Source organism: Paraburkholderia sp. EG287B, from assembly GCF_040965595.1.
GTDB lineage: Bacteria > Pseudomonadota > Gammaproteobacteria > Burkholderiales > Burkholderiaceae > Paraburkholderia.
In genome coordinates this window covers 271,177-287,997 of the sequence record NZ_JBFRCG010000010.1, presented here as the reverse complement: position 1 = coordinate 287,997, position 16,821 = coordinate 271,177, and the positions used below count along the sequence as shown (strand labels likewise).

15 protein-coding genes are annotated in these 16,821 nt (G+C 64.3%); 9 read left to right on the top strand and 6 right to left on the bottom strand.

Translation table 11 applies throughout. The features are described from left to right. Positions 1 to 8: 8 nt before the first annotated feature. The 5 genes from AB4Y40_RS20175 to AB4Y40_RS20155 form a co-directional block, all read right to left on the bottom strand. A complete protein-coding gene (locus AB4Y40_RS20175; RefSeq protein ID WP_133183858.1) occupies positions 9 to 710 on the bottom strand; it encodes a succinate dehydrogenase iron-sulfur subunit in 702 nt (233 codons plus the stop codon). 28 nt (positions 711 to 738) lie between these two features. Beyond that, positions 739 to 2,514: a succinate dehydrogenase flavoprotein subunit gene (gene sdhA, locus AB4Y40_RS20170; RefSeq protein WP_368689270.1), complete on the bottom strand. Its 1,776-nt coding sequence runs from the start codon at positions 2,512 to 2,514 to the stop codon at positions 739 to 741. A 4-nt stretch (positions 2,515 to 2,518) separates the two neighbouring features. Next, entirely contained in the window at positions 2,519 to 2,887 is a 369-nt protein-coding gene (sdhD, locus tag AB4Y40_RS20165) for a succinate dehydrogenase, hydrophobic membrane anchor protein (RefSeq protein WP_042273220.1), read from the bottom strand. 3 nt (positions 2,888 to 2,890) lie between these two features. Further along, entirely contained in the window at positions 2,891 to 3,307 is a 417-nt protein-coding gene (gene sdhC / locus AB4Y40_RS20160) for a succinate dehydrogenase, cytochrome b556 subunit (RefSeq protein ID WP_133183855.1), read from the bottom strand. A gap of 150 nt (positions 3,308 to 3,457) precedes the next feature. Beyond that, a complete protein-coding gene (locus tag AB4Y40_RS20155) occupies positions 3,458 to 4,255 on the bottom strand; it encodes a GntR family transcriptional regulator (protein ID WP_342918525.1) in 798 nt (265 codons plus the stop codon). A gap of 602 nt (positions 4,256 to 4,857) precedes the next feature. Here AB4Y40_RS20155 and AB4Y40_RS20150 point away from each other — a divergent pair. The 5 genes from AB4Y40_RS20150 (at position 4,858) to acnA (ending at position 12,158) form a co-directional block, all read left to right on the top strand. Continuing rightward, the gene (locus tag AB4Y40_RS20150) at positions 4,858 to 5,844 is read left to right on the top strand and encodes a malate dehydrogenase (protein WP_254337501.1); all 987 of its coding nucleotides are present in this window, start codon (positions 4,858 to 4,860) and stop codon (positions 5,842 to 5,844) included. Between the two features lie 211 nt (positions 5,845 to 6,055). Beyond that, entirely contained in the window at positions 6,056 to 7,069 is a 1,014-nt protein-coding gene (locus AB4Y40_RS20145; RefSeq protein ID WP_368689269.1) for a CoA ester lyase, read from the top strand. 287 nt (positions 7,070 to 7,356) lie between these two features. Continuing rightward, positions 7,357 to 7,881 (top strand): hypothetical protein, encoded by a 525-nt coding sequence (locus AB4Y40_RS20140; RefSeq protein WP_342918523.1) that lies wholly within the window; start codon positions 7,357 to 7,359, stop codon positions 7,879 to 7,881. Between the two features lie 19 nt (positions 7,882 to 7,900). Then, positions 7,901 to 9,364, top strand: coding sequence for a bifunctional 2-methylcitrate dehydratase/aconitate hydratase (locus AB4Y40_RS20135; protein ID WP_368689268.1), 1,464 nt, complete (start codon positions 7,901 to 7,903; stop codon positions 9,362 to 9,364). Between the two features lie 76 nt (positions 9,365 to 9,440). Further along, positions 9,441 to 12,158 carry an aconitate hydratase AcnA gene (gene acnA, locus AB4Y40_RS20130; RefSeq protein ID WP_368689267.1) on the top strand — a complete coding sequence of 906 codons (2,718 nt, stop codon included), beginning with the start codon at positions 9,441 to 9,443 and terminating at the stop codon, positions 12,156 to 12,158. Positions 12,159 to 12,257: 99 nt separating this feature from the next. Here acnA and AB4Y40_RS20125 read toward each other — a convergent pair whose 3' ends face one another. Next, positions 12,258 to 12,860: a response regulator gene (locus tag AB4Y40_RS20125; RefSeq protein WP_368689266.1), complete on the bottom strand. Its 603-nt coding sequence runs from the start codon at positions 12,858 to 12,860 to the stop codon at positions 12,258 to 12,260. A 175-nt stretch (positions 12,861 to 13,035) separates the two neighbouring features. Between AB4Y40_RS20125 and AB4Y40_RS20120 the strand changes: the two genes are divergently transcribed. From AB4Y40_RS20120 to AB4Y40_RS20105, 4 genes are read left to right on the top strand one after another with little or no spacing between them, the layout of a single operon-like run. Beyond that, positions 13,036 to 13,776 (top strand): TetR/AcrR family transcriptional regulator, encoded by a 741-nt coding sequence (locus AB4Y40_RS20120; RefSeq protein ID WP_368689265.1) that lies wholly within the window; start codon positions 13,036 to 13,038, stop codon positions 13,774 to 13,776. Further along, positions 13,773 to 14,723 carry an HlyD family secretion protein gene (locus tag AB4Y40_RS20115; RefSeq protein WP_368689264.1) on the top strand — a complete coding sequence of 317 codons (951 nt, stop codon included), beginning with the start codon at positions 13,773 to 13,775 and terminating at the stop codon, positions 14,721 to 14,723. Before AB4Y40_RS20120 ends, AB4Y40_RS20115 begins: the two co-directional genes overlap by 4 nt. After that, the gene (locus AB4Y40_RS20110) at positions 14,720 to 15,673 is read left to right on the top strand and encodes an ABC transporter ATP-binding protein (RefSeq protein ID WP_368689263.1); all 954 of its coding nucleotides are present in this window, start codon (positions 14,720 to 14,722) and stop codon (positions 15,671 to 15,673) included. Before AB4Y40_RS20115 ends, AB4Y40_RS20110 begins: the two co-directional genes overlap by 4 nt. Further along, positions 15,670 to 16,812: an ABC transporter permease gene (locus AB4Y40_RS20105; RefSeq protein WP_368689262.1), complete on the top strand. Its 1,143-nt coding sequence runs from the start codon at positions 15,670 to 15,672 to the stop codon at positions 16,810 to 16,812. Before AB4Y40_RS20110 ends, AB4Y40_RS20105 begins: the two co-directional genes overlap by 4 nt. Positions 16,813 to 16,821: the final 9 nt, after the last annotated feature.

Below are 16,821 nucleotides of genomic sequence, written 5' to 3'. Positions count from 1 at the left end.
CAGCAACATCAAACCGCGCGGCGGAACATCAGTTCCTTGATCTTGCCGATCGCCTTCGTCGGGTTCAGGCCCTTCGGGCAAACGTCGACGCAGTTCATGATCGTATGGCAACGGAACAGACGGTACGGGTCCTCGAGGTTGTCGAGGCGCTCGCCGGTCGCTTCGTCGCGGCTGTCCGCGATGAAGCGGTAAGCCTGCAGCAGACCTGCCGGGCCGACGAACTTGTCCGGGTTCCACCAGAAGCTCGGGCACGAAGTCGAGCAGCTTGCGCACAGAATACACTCGTACAGGCCATCGAGTTCGTCACGCTGCTCAGGCGACTGCAGACGCTCCTTCTCGGGCGGCGGCGTGTCGTTGATCAGGTACGGCTTGATCGAGTGGTACTGGTTGAAGAACTGCGTGAAGTCGCAAATCAGGTCACGCACGACGGGCAGGCCCGGCAGCGGACGCAGCACGATCTTCGCCGGCAGGTCGTTCAGGTTCGTGAGGCACGCAAGACCGTTCTTACCGTTGATGTTCATGGCGTCCGAACCGCACACGCCTTCACGGCACGAACGGCGGAACGACAGTGTTTCGTCCAGTTCCTTGAGCTTGACGAGCGCGTCGAGCAGCATGCGCTCGTGCGTGATTTCCAGCTCGTACGATTGCATGCGCGGCGCCGCGTCCTTGTCCGGGTCGTAGCGATAGACTTCAAAAATGCGTTTGGCCATTTCCAATTCCTTTTGACTGGCGTGTGCCTTAGAACGTACGCGCCTTCGGCGGCACGGACTCGACGGTCAGCGGTTGCATGTGGACCGGCTTGTATTCGAGTCGGTCGCCTTCGCTGAACCAGAGCGTATGGCGCAGCCAGTTTTCGTCGTCGCGGTGTTCGTAGTCGCTCTGTGCGTGCGCACCACGACTTTCCTTGCGGGCTTCGGCCGAAACCATCGTTGCGCGCGCAACTTCGACCAGGTTCGCCACTTCGAGCGCTTCCACGCGCGCCGTGTTGAACACCTTCGACTTGTCCTTCAGGTGGATGTGCTTCGCGCGCTCGGCGATCTGCGCGATGTCCTTCACGCCGTCTGCGAGCAGCTTCGACGTACGGAACACGCCTGCGTGCTTCTGCATCGAGCCGCGGATGTCGTTCGCGACGCTTTGCGCGTACTCGCCCGAGGTCGACTTGTCGAGCTCGGCAAGGCGCGAGAGCGCGAAGTCGGCGGCGTCGGCCGGCAGCGGCTTGTGCTCCTTGAGCTCCTTGACGTGCTTGACGATGTGGTTGCCAGCCGCACGGCCGAACACCACGAGGTCGAGCAGCGAGTTCGTGCCCAGACGGTTCGCGCCGTGCACCGAGACGCACGAGCATTCGCCCACGGCGTAGAAGCCGTTGACGACTTCTTCGTGACCCTTCGGCGTGCCAACGACCTGGCCGTTGATGTTCGTCGGGATGCCGCCCATCTGGTAATGGATGGTCGGCACGACCGGGATCGGCTCCTTGATACAGTCCACGTTCGCGAACTTGAGCGCGATTTCGCGGATCGACGGCAGACGCTTCATGATCGTCTCTGCGCCGATGTGCGAAAGGTCGAGCAGCACGTGGTCCTTGTGCGGACCCACGCCACGGCCTTCCTTGATTTCCTGGTCCATCGAACGCGAAACGAAGTCGCGCGGCGCCAGGTCCTTCAGGGTCGGCGCGTAACGCTCCATGAAGCGCTCGCCGTTCGAGTTACGCAGAATGCCGCCTTCGCCGCGCACGCCTTCCGTGATCAGCACGCCCGCGCCGGCCACGCCGGTCGGGTGGAACTGCCAGAACTCCATGTCCTGCAGCGCGATGCCCGAACGGGCCGCCATGCCGAGGCCGTCACCGGTGTTGATGAACGCGTTGGTCGATGCCGCGAAGATCCGGCCCGCGCCGCCCGTGGCGAACAGCGTGGTCTTGCCTTCGAGGATGTAGACGTCGCCCGTTTCCATTTCGAGCGCGGTCACGCCGAGCACGTCGCCGTCGGCGTCGCGGATCAGGTCGAGTGCCATCCATTCGACGAAGAACGTGGTCTTCGCCGCGACGTTCTGCTGGTACAGCGTGTGCAGCAGCGCGTGGCCGGTACGGTCAGCCGCCGCACAGGCGCGCTGAACCGGCTTCTCGCCGTAGTTGGCCGTGTGGCCGCCGAACGGGCGCTGGTAGATCGTGCCGTCGGCGTTACGGTCGAACGGCATGCCCATGTGTTCGAGTTCGTACACGGCGTTCGGCGCTTCACGGCACATGAACTCGATCGCGTCCTGGTCGCCGAGCCAGTCGGAGCCCTTGATCGTGTCGTAGAAGTGGTAGTGCCAGTTGTCTTCGCTCATGTTGCCGAGCGAGGCGCCGATGCCGCCCTGCGCCGCCACCGTGTGCGAACGCGTGGGGAACACCTTCGAGAGCACGCAAACCGACAGGCCAGCGCGCGCGAGTTGCAGCGAAGCGCGCATCCCCGAGCCGCCAGCACCGACGATGACCACGTCGAACTTGCGACGCGGCAATGAATTCTTGATTGCAGCCATTCTTTTACACTCTCCAGAGAATCTGAGCGGCGTAGCCGAGGCTGCCCAGCAGCCATGCGATCGTGAGGACGTCCAGCGTGATGCGCAGGCCGACCGGCTTGATGTAGTCCATCCAGATGTCACGCACACCGACCCACGCGTGCAGGAACAGCGCGATCAGGGTGACGAACGTCGCGAGCTTCATCCACTGCGCGGCGAAGATCGAGGCCCAGCCGTCATACGAGAAGTCGTGCGCGCCGAAGAACAGGACGAGCAGCACGATCGTGTAGATCGCCATGATCACGGCGGTGGCGCGTTGTGCGATCCAGTCGCGAATGCCGTAGTGAGCGCCAACGACAAGGCGCTTCGGACCGATACCGTTATTAGCCGACATTTTTTAGAACGCTCCGAAGAGTTTTGCCGCAAAGGCGATCGTGAGGACCGTGGAGATGATCACGACGACGAGGGAGGTCGACTTGCCTTTTTCCTTGCTCACGAGGCCATGGTTGAAGTCCATGCACAGGTGACGCACGCCAGCGCAGAAGTGAAACAGGAACGCCCACCCGAGGACCAGCACGATGAGCTTGACGATGATGTTGGAGAGGAAGCCCTTGAAGACCTCGAAGCTAAGCTCCGAAGTGAGGCTCTGGTCCAACAGGAACAAGATGAAAGGCAGGAACAGGAACAACAACACACCGCTGATGCGGTGGCCGATCGACACACGACCGGCCAGAGGCAGGCGGTATGCGAACAATATCTGCCCAAGCCCGATGTTCCGGTATTCCGGCCTCGGTTTTTTTGCGGCTTCTGCCATGCTAGACCCCTACTATGTGTTAACACTAATTCGCAATTTTAGCGCCTTTTCATATCGCGCTGCAGCGAAATCCACGTCGGGTACGGCTGGTGGTGCGCGCAAGCAAAGGCACTCTGGGAAAGGGCTCCGCGCCTTTTGCGCGGTCGCCCGTCAACTCAAATCATTCTGATAGTAGTACCCGGTTGTGACATACCATCCGCGGCGTACCTCGACCGGCCGGTCTCCATAGGTATAGGACACCCGCTCGACCGATAGCAAAGGAAAACCTGCAGGCACCTTGAGAAGATCGGCCACCGTGGGCTCCGCGGCCACGGCGCGGATCTTCTCGGTCGCACGAATCATGCGCGTGCCGAATTCCGCCTCGAACATGGCGTAGAGCGGGCCTTTGTACTCGGCGAGGCGCTCGCTCGTCAGCCCGCGGAACACGCCGCCGGGCAGCCAGATCTCGTCGAGCACGGTGCTTTCGCCGTCGAACTGCAGCAGACGCCGGATCAGCACCACCGGGTCCGAGGGCTTGAGGTCGAGCTGGCGCGCGATCTCGGCCGAAGCGCGCAGGCGCCGGCACTCGAGCAGCTTGCTCACGTGCGGGTGTTCCGCGCCGTCATCGGCGAGTAACCTGAGAAAGCGAAACTGGGCGCGTTCTTCGTTGTGCGTTGCAACAAACGTGCCCTTGCCCTGGCGGCGCACCAGCAGATTGTCGGCAGCCAGCTCGTCGATCGCCTTGCGTACGGTCCCCTGGCTCACCTTGTAACGGGCGGCCAGTTCGACTTCGCTGGGGATGATTTCGCCGGGCTTCCATTCGCCGGACTCGAGGCTCTGTGTGATGAGCCCCTTGATCTGCTGGTATAGCGGACTGAAGGTCGGGGACGGTGGCACCGCGGGCGCAGACGCTTGAGCCCCGCTCTCGGGAGCGGTGGAATTCGCGTTGCTGGCCGGGTTTGCACTCATGGCGCGCATTTCAACATAAAGCCCCCTACGCATCAAGCATTTTGCCTGCAATAGTTATGTCTTATATAAGACATAAGATACTGTTGACTTTGACCCTGACGACTCCTACACTCCCGATCGAGCAAGGGTTTGCGGGCGGCCTGCATGCTAATTTCAGGACATGAAAGCGGCATGACGAAGAGGCGCCGCCGGCTGCATCCACCTCGTGGCGAATGCGCCGCGAGCCGCCTTGCACGATGCTGTTCCCTCACGCAGTAAACGCAGTAGAGGTTTCGATCCGCCCAGCCGGCACGCGTGAGTCGTTGCGCGCCGCGCGTCTGTGGGAGAGCCCGAGCGAGCTGTTGCAGGAGTCGGCACACGCGAAGCGGCCAGCGTCTGGTGTCCCTCGAAGGGCGCCCCGTTCACCTCTTGCCATGTTGCACAGGTTACCGGCACGGCGGTCCGTGCCGGCGGCGCACGCTTCACGGCTTGTCAGTCATGGTTGTTCCAGTGAAGCGCGCACGCCGGCGATCAAGACCGCCTGTTTCACCTACGCTTCGTGTATCGCGCATATAGAATGGCGTTTTACCCTGGCGTCTAACGCATCTTCCTGGAGATTTTCAATGGCTAAGCCCGCAAAGCGCGTTGCCGTCACCGGCGCCGCAGGTCAGATCGCTTACTCCCTGCTGTTCCGCATTGCGAATGGCGACCTGCTCGGCAAGGATCAGCCCGTCATCCTGCAGCTGCTCGACCTGCCGCAAGCGCAAGCCGCCGTCAAGGGCGTCGTGATGGAACTGGACGACTGCGCATTCCCGCTGCTCGCGGGCGTGGTCATCACCGACGACCCGAAGGTCGCGTTCAAGGACGCCGACGTCGCCCTGCTGGTTGGCGCACGTCCGCGCTCGAAGGGCATGGAGCGTAAGGACCTGCTCTCGGCCAACGCCGAAATCTTCACGGTTCAGGGCAAGGCGCTGAACGACGTCGCCAGCCGCGACGTGAAGGTGCTGGTCGTCGGCAACCCGGCCAACACGAACGCCTACATCGCCATGAAGTCGGCTCCGGACCTGCCGAAGAAGAACTTCACCGCCATGCTGCGTCTGGACCACAACCGCGCGCTCTCGCAACTGGCCGCCAAATCGGGCAAGCCGGTCGCTTCGATCGAGAAGCTCGCCGTGTGGGGCAACCACTCGCCGACGATGTACCCCGACTTCCGTGTCGCAACGGCGGAAGGCCAGTCGCTGACCAAGCTGATCAACGACGACGAATGGAACCGCAACACGTTCATCCCGACGGTCGGCAAGCGCGGCGCGGCGATCATCGAAGCGCGCGGCCTCTCGTCGGCAGCTTCGGCCGCCAACGCAGCGATCGACCACGTGCGTGACTGGGTCCTCGGCACGAACGGCAAGTGGGTCACGATGGGTATCCCGTCGGACGGCTCGTACGGCATTCCCGAAGACATCATCTACGGCGTGCCGGTGACCTGCGAAAACGGCGAGTACAAGCGCGTGGAAGGCCTCGAAATCGACGCGTTCTCGCGCGAGAAGATGGACGGCACGCTCAACGAGCTGCTCGAAGAGCGCGAAGGCGTCGCTCACCTGCTCGGCAAGTAAGCCAGCTTGACGAACGGAACGCGCGTTTGACGCCCGTTCCGTTCTGCTTTACGGGCACGCGGACAGCCTCCGCAGCCCGGCCTGAGCGGCCCGTTCCATGCGGGCCGGCCAGGGTGCCGCCCGATCCGCATGCGCCTTGCCCTGCCCGCCTTGCCGGCAGGGCGCATGCGAATCCGGTATCTCCTACAAAACTCGACTCCCGACGCCGAAGATGCGCGCCATTCTGCCAGCCGAAGTGCTGTTTGACGGCGAAGCGCCGCCCGCCATCCTGCCCGCATGCGACCACTACGCGGGCAGTGAGAAGCTGATGCTCAAATCGCTCGCGCTGCAGCAGCAGCTGGGCCCGGTATTCGACATCACGCTCGATTGCGAAGACGGCGCGCAGGTGGGCCGCGAGGCCGAACACGCCGAACTCGTGGCGTCGTTCATCGGCGGCGAACACGACCGCTTCGGCCGCGTCGGCGTACGCATCCACGATTTCCATCACCCGCACTGGCGCGACGACGTGCGCATGATCCTGCGCGCCGCGAAGCGCGCGCCGGCCTTCATCACCGTGCCGAAGATCCGCGCCGTGGGCGACGCCGCCGAAATGACGGCGTTCATCGAAGCCACGCGCGTCGAGATGGGCATCGACCAGCCCATTCCCGTTCAATTGCTCGTCGAAACGCATGGCGCACTCGCGCGCGTGTTCGACCTCGCCGCGCTGCGCGGGGTCGAGTCGCTTAGCTTCGGGCTGATGGACTTCGTCTCCGCGCACGACGGCGCGATTCCCGACACGGCCATGCGCTCGCCCGGCCAGTTCGACCACCCGCTCGTGCGCCGCGCGAAGCTCGAAATCGCGGCCGCGTGCCACGCGTTCGGCCGCGTGCCCTCGCACAATGTCAGCACGGAAGTGCGCGACATGGACGTGGTGGCGAACGACGCGCGCCGCGCACGCAACGAGTTCGGCTACACGCGCATGTGGAGCATTCACCCGGCGCAGATTCCCGCGATCGTCGCCGCTTTCGCGCCGCGCGACGAAGAAATTGCGCTGGCCGCCGAAATCCTGCTGGCCGCGCAACACGCACAATGGGGTCCGACACGCCACGGCGACACGCTGCACGACCGCGCGAGCTATCGCTATTACTGGTCGGTGCTGCGCCGCGCGCGCGCCACGGGCCGCGCCGTGCCGGCCGAGGCGGCGCCGCTGTTCGCACCAGGCGAGCTCACGCAGGAGTCGGCCTGATGCGCGCCGCGAACGGACGCAGAAAACGTTTTCAGCGTACCGCGCCCGGGCAACCACGCGGATCTCGCACCGCATAGCGCAGCGACGGCAGTCACGGACAGTTACAGGCAGTTACTTGCGAACTAGGCTGCAAACAACACCGGGCCGGAGAAATTGAAGTTCATGGCGATAAATAGGTGAAAATAGCGTCCGCTGCGCGCTTTCGGGGCGCGCGCAGTGCAAACGGCGGTTGCCTGTTCAACCGCGCACTGATCAACCGCTTTTAGATAGATAAAGGTTTGACACTCATGAAGAAACTGCTGATCGCCGCTGTTATCGGCACGCTGTCCTCGACGCTGATGCTGGCTGCCACTGACGCCGCCGCACAAGGCACGTCGACCACGACGGCCAAGAAGCCGGCTCCGAAGCATCGCATCATCAAGCGCAAGGCCAACCCGGCCAAGGAAGCGAAGGTCGATCCGGTCCCGGAAGGCTCGGAGCACTGGAGCTGCGCGGAAGGCGCACAGTTCGACCTGAAGGGCGACATGGCACGTGACCAGATCGTCACCGTTCACTGGGCGAACAAGAACTACAACCTGCCGCGTCAGGTCACGACCACTGGCGCCGACCGCTTCCACGACGCCGCCACCGGCCTCGACCTCGTCGTGATCCCGACGAAGGCGATGCTGTTCTCGGACAAGGACAGCTCGCGTCTGGCCGACGAGTGCAAGACTGTTGCAATGCAGCAAGGCGCAATGGCGCCGACCCAGGCTCAAGCGCTGAACCCGGCCACCCGCGCTCCGGCAGCCGCCAGCGGCGCCGCGGGCCAGTAAGGACCGCAGGATCGCCTCGATGTCCGCCCTGATCTCCAACGTCAGGCCGCAGCCGGACCAGGTACTGGTCGATATCGTCGACTATGTGCTGGGCGGGTTTGCCAAAGACGGGGTTGACAGCGCGCTCGCGCTGACTACGGCCCGGCATTGCCTGATCGATACCCTCGGCTGCGGACTCGAGGCGCTCTCCTACCCCGCCTGCACCAAGTTGCTGGGACCGATCGTGCCGGGCACGATCGTCCCGCACGGTGCGAAGGTGCCGGGCACGTCATTCCAGCTCGATCCGGTTCAGGCCGCGTTCAACATCGGCGCGATGATCCGCTGGCTCGACTTCAACGACACCTGGCTCGCCGCCGAATGGGGCCATCCGTCGGACAACCTGGGCGGCATCCTCGCGACCGCCGACTGGCTCTCGCGCACCGCCGTCGCCCAGGGCAAGTCGCCGCTCACCATGAAGCACGTGCTCGAAGGGATGGTGAAGGCGCACGAGATCCAGGGCTGCATTGCGCTGGAAAACTCGTTCAACCAGGTCGGTCTCGACCACGTGCTGCTCGTGAAGCTCGCCTCGACCGCCGTGGTCGGACACATGCTCGGGCTCACGCGCGACGAGCTGATCAACGCCGTTTCGCTCGCGCTGGTCGACGGCCAGTCGCTGCGCACCTACCGCCACGCGCCCAATACGGGCTCGCGCAAGTCGTGGGCCGCAGGCGACGCCACCTCGCGCGCCGTGCGCCTCGCGCTCATGGCGAAAACGGGCGAGATGGGCTGTCCCTCGGCGCTCACGGCAAAAACGTGGGGCTTCTACGACGTCTCGTTCAAGGGACAGCCGTTCAGGTTCCAGCGCCCCTACGGCACGTATGTGATGGAAAACGTGCTGTTCAAGATTTCTTTCCCCGCCGAATTCCACGCGCAGACCGCCGCCGAAGCCGCGATGACGCTGCACGGCGTGCTCGCGCAACGCGGCAAAACGGCTGGGGACATCAAGCGCATCACCATCCGCACGCATGAAGCGGCCATCCGCATCATCGACAAGAGCGGGCCGCTTGCCAACCCGGCCGATCGCGACCACTGTATTCAGTACATGGTCGCCGTGCCGCTGATCTTCGGCCGCCTCACCGCCTCCGACTACGAAGACGACGTCGCGGGCGACCCGCGCATCGACGCGCTGCGCGCGAAGACGGTATGCGTGGAAGACCCGCAATTTACGCAGGATTATCACGATCCGGACAAGCGCTCGATCGCGAATGCGCTCACCATAGAGCTCAGCGACGGCACGACGCTCGACGAGGTCGTCGTGGAGTACCCGATCGGCCACAAGCGGCGCCGCGAAGAAGGCATTCCGCTGCTGATCGAGAAGTTTCGAATCAACCTCGCGCGCCGCTTCCCCGCGAAGCAGCAGCAGGCGATTCTCGATGTCTCGCTCGACGAGGCGCGGCTTTGCGCCCTGCCCGTCAACGAGTACGTCGACATGTATGTGATCTGAGCAATCAGGCAGGTATCAGTGACAGCAGCAAACGAGCAGTAAGCGTTATTTCCGCGATTAAACGAAGGAAAACACTATGGCCCACAATCTCCACAAAACGCTAAAAGAATTCGACAGCGGTTCCGGCAAAGGCAAGTTCTACTCGCTGCCGCAACTCGGCAAGCAGCTTGGCGTGAAGATCAATCGTCTGCCGGTCTCGATCCGTCTGGTGCTCGAGTCTGTGCTGCGTAACTACGACGGCAAGAAGATCGCGGAAGAGCACATCGAGCAACTCGCGAACTGGAAGCCGAACGCCACGCGCGTCGACGAAATCCCGTTTGTCGTCGCCCGCGTCGTGCTGCAGGACTTCACCGGCGTGCCGCTGCTCGCCGACATCGCCGCCATGCGCGGCGTGGCCAGGCAGGTCGGCCGTGACCCGAAGGTCATCGAGCCGCTCGTGCCGGTGGATCTCGTCGTCGACCACTCGGTGCAGATCGACTACTTCCGCCAGAAGGACGCGCTCGACCTGAACATGAAACTGGAATTCCAGCGCAACAACGAGCGCTACCAGTTCATGAAGTGGGGCATGCAGGCGTTCGACACGTTCAAGGTCGTGCCGCCGGGCATCGGCATCGTCCACCAGGTGAACCTGGAATACCTCGCACGCGGCGTGCACAAGAAGGCCGAAGGCGGCGATACCGTCTACTACCCTGACACGCTCGTCGGCACCGACAGCCACACCACGATGATCAACGGCATCGGCGTGGTGGGCTGGGGCGTGGGCGGCATCGAAGCGGAAGCCGGCATGCTCGGCCAGCCGGTGTACTTCCTCACGCCCGATGTGGTGGGCGTCGAGCTCAAGGGCAAGCTGCGCGAGGGCTGCACGGCCACCGACCTCGTGCTGACCATCACCGAAATGCTGCGCAAGGAGAAGGTCGTCGGCAAGTTCGTCGAGTTCTTCGGCGAAGGCACGGCGTCGATCGGCGTGCCCGACCGCGCGACCATCGGCAACATGGCGCCGGAATACGGCGCAACGATGGGCTTCTTCCCGGTCGACGAAAAGACGATCGACTACTTCAAGGGCACGGGCCGCACGGAAGCCGAAATCGACGCATTCGCGAACTACTTCAAGGCGCAGGACCTCTTCGGCGTGCCGAAGGCCGGCGACATCGACTACACGAAGACGCTCGTCCTCGACCTCGGCACGGTCGCGCCGTCGCTGGCCGGTCCGAAGCGCCCGCAAGACCGCATCGAAATCGGCAACGTGAAGTCGACCTTCACGGACCTGTTCTCGAAGCCGGTCGCGGAAAACGGCTTCAACAAGAAGGCCGCCGACCTCTCCGCCGAATACGCGGCGGGCGACAAGGTCAAGCTGCACAACGGCGACGTGCTGATCGCCGCGATCACGTCGTGCACCAACACCTCGAACCCGAGCGTGCTGCTGGCCGCCGGCCTGCTCGCGAAGAAGGCCGTGGAAGCGGGCCTGACGGTCGCGCCGCACATCAAGACGTCGCTCGCGCCGGGATCGCGCATCGTCACGGAATACCTGACGAAGACGGGCCTGCTGCCCTACCTCTCGAAGCTCGGCTTCGAGCTCGCGGCCTACGGCTGCACGACCTGTATCGGCAACGCCGGCGACCTGACGGCCGAACTCAACGAATCGATCGTCAAGAACGACGTCGTCGCGGCTGCGGTGCTCTCGGGCAACCGCAACTTCGAAGCGCGTATCCACCCGAACATCCGTGCGAACTTCCTGGCCTCGCCGCCGCTGGTGGTCGCTTATGCGATCGCGGGCAACATCACGCGCGACCTGATGACGGAGCCGGTGGGCAAGGGCAAGGGCGGCCGTGACATCTACCTCGGCGACATCTGGCCGACGAGCGACGAAGTCAACGCGCTGCTCAAGTTCGCGCTCGATCCGGACGCGTTCCAGAAGAACTACAGCCAGCTCACGAAGAAGGGCGACCTGTGGAGCAAGATCGAAGGCGAAGAAGGTCAGGTCTACGACTGGCCGAAGTCGACCTACATCGCCGAGCCGCCGTTCTTCGGCAGCGATTTTTCGATGACGCCGTCGTCGTCGGTGGCCGAAGTCAAGGGCGCGCGCGCCCTGGGCATCTTCGGTGACTCGGTCACGACCGACCACATCAGCCCGGCCGGCTCGATCAAGGAAGACTCGCCCGCAGGCAAGTGGCTGAAGGAAAACGGCGTGCAGAAGGCCGACTTCAACAGCTACGGCTCGCGCCGCGGCAACCACGACGTGATGATGCGCGGCACCTTCGCGAACGTGCGCATCAAGAACCTGATGATCCCGGCGAAGGCCGACGGCACGCGCGTGGAAGGCGGCCTGACGATCCATCAGCCGAGCGGCGAACAGCTCTCGATCTATGATGCAGCGATGAAGTACATCGACGCCGGCACGCCGACCATGGTGTTCGCAGGCGAAGAATACGGCACGGGTTCGTCGCGTGACTGGGCAGCCAAGGGCACGCAGCTGCTGGGCGTGAAGGCCGTGGTCGCACGCAGCTTCGAGCGCATCCACCGCTCGAACCTCGTCGGCATGGGCGTTCTGCCGCTGCAGTTCAAGGGTTCGGACAGCGTTCAGTCGCTCGGCCTGACCGGCGAAGAAACGTTCGACATCGAAGGCCTGACGGACGACTTCAAGCCGCAACAGGACCTGACGCTCGTAATCCACCACAAGGACGGCAAGGTTCAGCGCGTGCAGGTGCTGCTGCGCATCGACACGCCGATCGAAGTCGACTACTACAAGCACGGCGGTATTCTGCCGTTCGTGCTGCGCTCGCTGCTCGCGGCGTAAGTACGCAGTTTTTTGCAGGTGCCGCGCCCGGCAACGAGTGCGGTCACACTTGGAGCCCGACGCAAGTCGGGCTTTTTTTCGGCTGTGCTTCGGGTCGGGCTATTCGATCAGCTTGTTCAACGTCGCAAACTCGATCAACGCCGCAAGTGACGACACGCCGAGCTTGTCCAGCACGCGGGTCTTATAGGTGCTGACGGTTTTATCGGAAAGCCCGAGCCGAGCCGCGATACCCTTGTTGCTCAAACCGCGCGCGAGATACTGCAGGACTTCGACTTCACGAGGCGACAGCCCGTTGAGCGCCACGTCGCGGCCGCCGCCGCAGCTGCCCGCCGGGAAGCAGTCGTAGCCGAGCAAGACCGCCTTGACCACACCGCACAGTTCCTCCACACCGCGATTCTTGTTGACATAGCCGTTCGCGCCCGCGACGCGCGTGTGATTGGCCATGACCAGCTCGGGCTTCGCAGAGAGCACGAGAATGCGCGCGCCGGGCTGCGTCGCACGAATGCCGCGGATGACGGAAAGGCCATCGAGCTTCGGCAACTCGAGGTCGAGAATCACCAGGTCGGGATGCAATTCCTGTGCGAGACGCAGGCCCGCTTCGCCGTCGCAGCACTCGCCCACCAGTTCGTACTCCGTATTGAGTACGTTGGCGAGCATCTTCAGCACAATCGGATGGTCGTCGACGACGACGACGCGTTTCATTTTTTGTTCCATGGTGGCGTATTTGTTTGACCCTTCAGCGTGAATCTCACAGCCTGACCGACCTGCCGGCGATTTTGTATAGGAAAGATCTGAAAGAACCTGCAAGAAAACGTCGCAGGGTTAACCATTGCGCGCACAGTTTGAATTTAACTAACGCGTGAATTAAAGTAGAACGATGATCACGCGCACCCGCACCGCTGCTGCGGCGCCCCGCCCGCGCGGCCGGCGCCGCGCGGGCGCCGCCGACCTCGACATGCGCGAGCGGCTGCTCGCCAGCGCCACGCAACTGTTCGGCGAGCAGGGCATCGCGGCCACCACCATGGCGCAGATCGCCGAGGCCGCAGGCGTGACGTCCGCCATGGTTCATTACTACTTCACGAACCGCGAAAAGCTGCTCGACGCCGTGGTCGAAGAGCGCATTGCGCGCTCGATCGCCTTCGTGTGGGAGAGTGTGGACAGCGCCCGGGGGGACCTCGCGCAAGACCCTCACGCGCTCGTGGAGGAACTGGTCGCGCGGCTCTTCGATGTCACCGCACGCATGCCCTGGCTGCCGCCGCTCTGGCTGCGTGAAATCGTCAACGAAGGTGGCCTGCTGCGCGAGCGCATGCTCAAGCGGCTGCCCACCGAGCAATTGCAGCGCTTTGCCGCGCGCGTCAACGAGGCGCAGCGCGACGGCAGCGTCAACGCCGAACTGGAAGCGCCGCTGCTCTTCATCTCGATTCTCGCGCTCGTCATGCTGCCGCTCGCCACGTCGAAGCTCTGGCAAAGCGTGCGCGGCTTTCCGAAGATCGAGCGCGAGGCGCTGCATCGGCATGTGAGTGCGCTGTTGAGCGCGGCCTTGCGGCCCGCGCCGCAGGCCGCACGGGCGCGCCGCGTGACGGGCGCAGCAGCGAGCCGCAAGGAGGACGCGTCATGAAGCGCCCCTATGCCGTCATATGCGCAGCGGCGCTCGTGCTCGCCGCATGTTCCCGGCATGGACCGGCAGGCTGGCAGGGCTATGCCGAAGGTGAGTACGTCTATCTCGCGTCGTCGCAGCCGGGCACGCTCACGCACCTCGACGTGCAGCGCGGGCAGACTGTCGCCGCCAATGCGCCCGCCTTCGCGCTCGACTCCGTCGAGGAAGCGGCCGCGCGCGACGAGGCGCAGCATCGGCTAACGGCCGCACAGCAGCAGCTCGCCGACCTCCAGACCGGCAAGCGTCCGCCCGAAGTGCGCGTGACCGAGGCGCAGCTCGCGCAGGCCGAGGCGAACGCGCGCAAGGCCGCGCTCCAGCTCACGCGCGACGAAACGCAACTGCGCGCGGGCGGCATTGCACAGGCGCAGCTCGACGACTCGCGCGCGCAGGCCGCCTCCACGGCCGCCCAGGTGCGCGAGCTGCAAAACCAGGTGCGCGTGGCGAATCTGCCGGGACGTAGCGCGCAAATCGCCGCCCAGGCCGCCGATGTCGAGGCCGCGCGCGCCTCGCTCGCGCAGGCGCAATGGCGGCTCGACCAGAAGCGCGTGAGCGTGCCGAGCGGCGGCCTCGTCTACGACACGCTGTTTCGTGTGGGCGAGTGGGTGCAGGCGGGCAACCCCGTCGTGCAGATGTTGCCGCCGCAGAACGTGAAGGTGCGCTTCTTCGTGCCGGAAACGATCGTCGGATCGCTCGCGCCCGGCCGCAAAGTGAACGTGCGCTGCGACGGCTGCGCCGCCCTGGTGCCCGCCACCATCACGTGGATTTCGAACGCCGCCGAATATACGCCGCCCGTCATCTACAGCAACGAGAACCGCGCGAAGCTCGTATTCATGATCGAGGCGCGGCCTTCCGCAGAAGACGCCGTGAAGCTGCATCCGGGCCAGCCGGTCGAGGTGACGCTGCAATGAGCACACCTGATCAACCTTCCGGCGAGTACGCCATCGACGTGCGCAATCTCAACAAGCGTTTCGGCAGCAAGCATGTCGTAAACGACGTGTCGCTGCGGGTGGCGCGCGGTGAGATCTTCGGCTTTCTCGGACCGAACGGCAGCGGCAAAACCACCTCGATCCGGCTCATGTGCGGGCTGCTCACGCCTGACTCCGGTTCGGGCACCTGCCTTGGCTACGACATCCTGCGCGAGAGCGCACAGATCAAGCGTCACGTGGGCTACATGACGCAGCGTTTCTCGTACTGGGAAGACCTGACGATCCGCGAGAACCTCGACTTCGTTGCGCGCATCTACCAGATGCCGAACCGCCGTGAAGCCGTCGACCGTGCGCTCGAATCGCTCGGGCTCGCGAGCCGCGCGAGCCAGCTCACGGGTGCGCTTTCGGGCGGCTGGAAGCAGCGGCTCGCGCTCGCGGCCTGCATGCTGCACGAGCCCGAATTGCTGCTGCTCGACGAACCGACGGCGGGCGTCGATCCCACCGCGCGCCGCGACTTCTGGGAGGAGTTGCACCGGCTCGCCGCACGGGGCATTTCGGTGCTCGTGAGCACGCACTACATGGACGAAGCCGAGCGCTGCCACAAGCTCGCCTATATCGCCTACGGCAAGCTGCTCACGCAGGGCACCGCCGCCGAGGTCATCGCCGAACAGAACCTCGCAACGTGGGCGATTCATGGCGAGCGGCTCAGCGCACTCGCCACACAGCTGCGCGAAGCGCCGGGCATCGACCAGACCGTGGTGTTCGGCTCCGCACTGCATGCGAGCGGACGCGATCACACAGCGCTTGCCAAAGCGGTCGAGCGTGCGGTAGAAGGCCAGCCGCTGCGCGCGGAACGCATCGACACCGGTCTCGAAGATGTCTTCATCTACCTGATGAGCCATGCTCAGGACAATTACGGAGTCACGTCGTGAGCGCGTCGTTCCCGTTTTCCGTGGCGCGCTGGTGGAGCATCGTGCTCAAGGAGTTCCTGCAGCTCAAGCGCGACCGCATCACGTTCGCGATGATCGTTGGCCTGCCGATCATCCAGCTCACGCTGTTCGGCTATGCGATCAACACCGACCCCAAGCATCTGCCCACGGCCATCGTCGTGGGCGAGGACAGCGTGTTCGCGCGCAGCTTCGTCGCGGGCATGCGTAATTCCGCCTATTTCGACGTGATCGAAACGCTGCCCGACGAAGCCTCGGCGCGTCGTGCGCTGGCGCGCGGCACGGTGCAGTTCGTGCTCAGCATTCCCGTCGATTTCTCGCGGCGCCTGCTGCGCGGCGAACGACCCTCGCTGCTCGTCGAAGCCGACGCGAGCGACCCCACCGCCATCACTACCGCACTCGCGGCGCTGCCCGGACTGGTCGCGCCCGTGGCCGCGAAAGACCTCACCGGTCCGCTCGCGCATCTGAACGGCACGCCCGCCGCGTTCGACGTGCAGGTGCACCGGCTCTACAACCCCGAGGGCATCACACAATACAACGTCGTGCCCGGCCTCATGGGCGTGATCCTCACCATGACGATGGTGATGATGACGGGCCTCGCCATCACGCGCGAGCGCGAGCGCGGCACGATGGAGAACCTGCTCGCCACGCCGGTGCTGCCCATCGAAGTGATGACGGGCAAGATCATTCCGTACGTGGCGATCGGGCTGATCCAGGCGACCATCATCGTGCTCGCCGCGCGCTACGTCTTTCACGTGCCGTTCGCAGGTGGCCTCGTTACGCTCTATCTCTCGGCGCTGCTGTTCATCGCCGCGAATCTCACGGTGGGCATCACGCTGTCGTCGCTCGCGCAGAACCAGTTGCAGGCCATGCAGCTGACGATGTTCTATTTCCTGCCAAGCCTGCTGCTCTCGGGCTTCATGTTCCCGTTCGGCGGCATGCCGCGCTGGGCGCAGTGGCTCGGCAATCTGCTGCCGCTCACGTACTTCAACCGGCTCGTGCGCGGCATCCTGCTCAAGGGCAACGGCTGGACCGACCTGTGGCCCGCGGTCTGGCCACTCGCCGTCTTCACGGTCGCGGTCATGGCGATCGCCGTGCGCTTTTACCGGCGCACGCTCGACTAGCGCGAGGCA

Excerpts from the sequence above, each read along its gene's own strand:
- AB4Y40_RS20175 (WP_133183858.1), bottom strand. The coding sequence starts at position 710 with ATGGCCAAACGCATTTTTGAAGTCTATCGCTACGACCCGGACAAGGAC.
- sdhA (WP_368689270.1), bottom strand. The coding sequence starts at position 2,514 with ATGGCTGCAATCAAGAATTCATTGCCGCGTCGCAAGTTCGACGTGGTC.
- sdhD (WP_042273220.1), bottom strand. The coding sequence starts at position 2,887 with ATGTCGGCTAATAACGGTATCGGTCCGAAGCGCCTTGTCGTTGGCGCT.
- sdhC (WP_133183855.1), bottom strand. The coding sequence starts at position 3,307 with ATGGCAGAAGCCGCAAAAAAACCGAGGCCGGAATACCGGAACATCGGG.
- AB4Y40_RS20155 (WP_342918525.1), bottom strand. The coding sequence starts at position 4,255 with ATGAGTGCAAACCCGGCCAGCAACGCGAATTCCACCGCTCCCGAGAGC.
- AB4Y40_RS20150 (WP_254337501.1), top strand. The coding sequence starts at position 4,858 with ATGGCTAAGCCCGCAAAGCGCGTTGCCGTCACCGGCGCCGCAGGTCAG.
- AB4Y40_RS20145 (WP_368689269.1), top strand. The coding sequence starts at position 6,056 with ATGCGCGCCATTCTGCCAGCCGAAGTGCTGTTTGACGGCGAAGCGCCG.
- AB4Y40_RS20140 (WP_342918523.1), top strand. The coding sequence starts at position 7,357 with ATGAAGAAACTGCTGATCGCCGCTGTTATCGGCACGCTGTCCTCGACG.
- AB4Y40_RS20135 (WP_368689268.1), top strand. The coding sequence starts at position 7,901 with ATGTCCGCCCTGATCTCCAACGTCAGGCCGCAGCCGGACCAGGTACTG.
- acnA (WP_368689267.1), top strand. The coding sequence starts at position 9,441 with ATGGCCCACAATCTCCACAAAACGCTAAAAGAATTCGACAGCGGTTCC.
- AB4Y40_RS20125 (WP_368689266.1), bottom strand. The coding sequence starts at position 12,860 with ATGAAACGCGTCGTCGTCGTCGACGACCATCCGATTGTGCTGAAGATG.
- AB4Y40_RS20120 (WP_368689265.1), top strand. The coding sequence starts at position 13,036 with ATGATCACGCGCACCCGCACCGCTGCTGCGGCGCCCCGCCCGCGCGGC.
- AB4Y40_RS20115 (WP_368689264.1), top strand. The coding sequence starts at position 13,773 with ATGAAGCGCCCCTATGCCGTCATATGCGCAGCGGCGCTCGTGCTCGCC.
- AB4Y40_RS20110 (WP_368689263.1), top strand. The coding sequence starts at position 14,720 with ATGAGCACACCTGATCAACCTTCCGGCGAGTACGCCATCGACGTGCGC.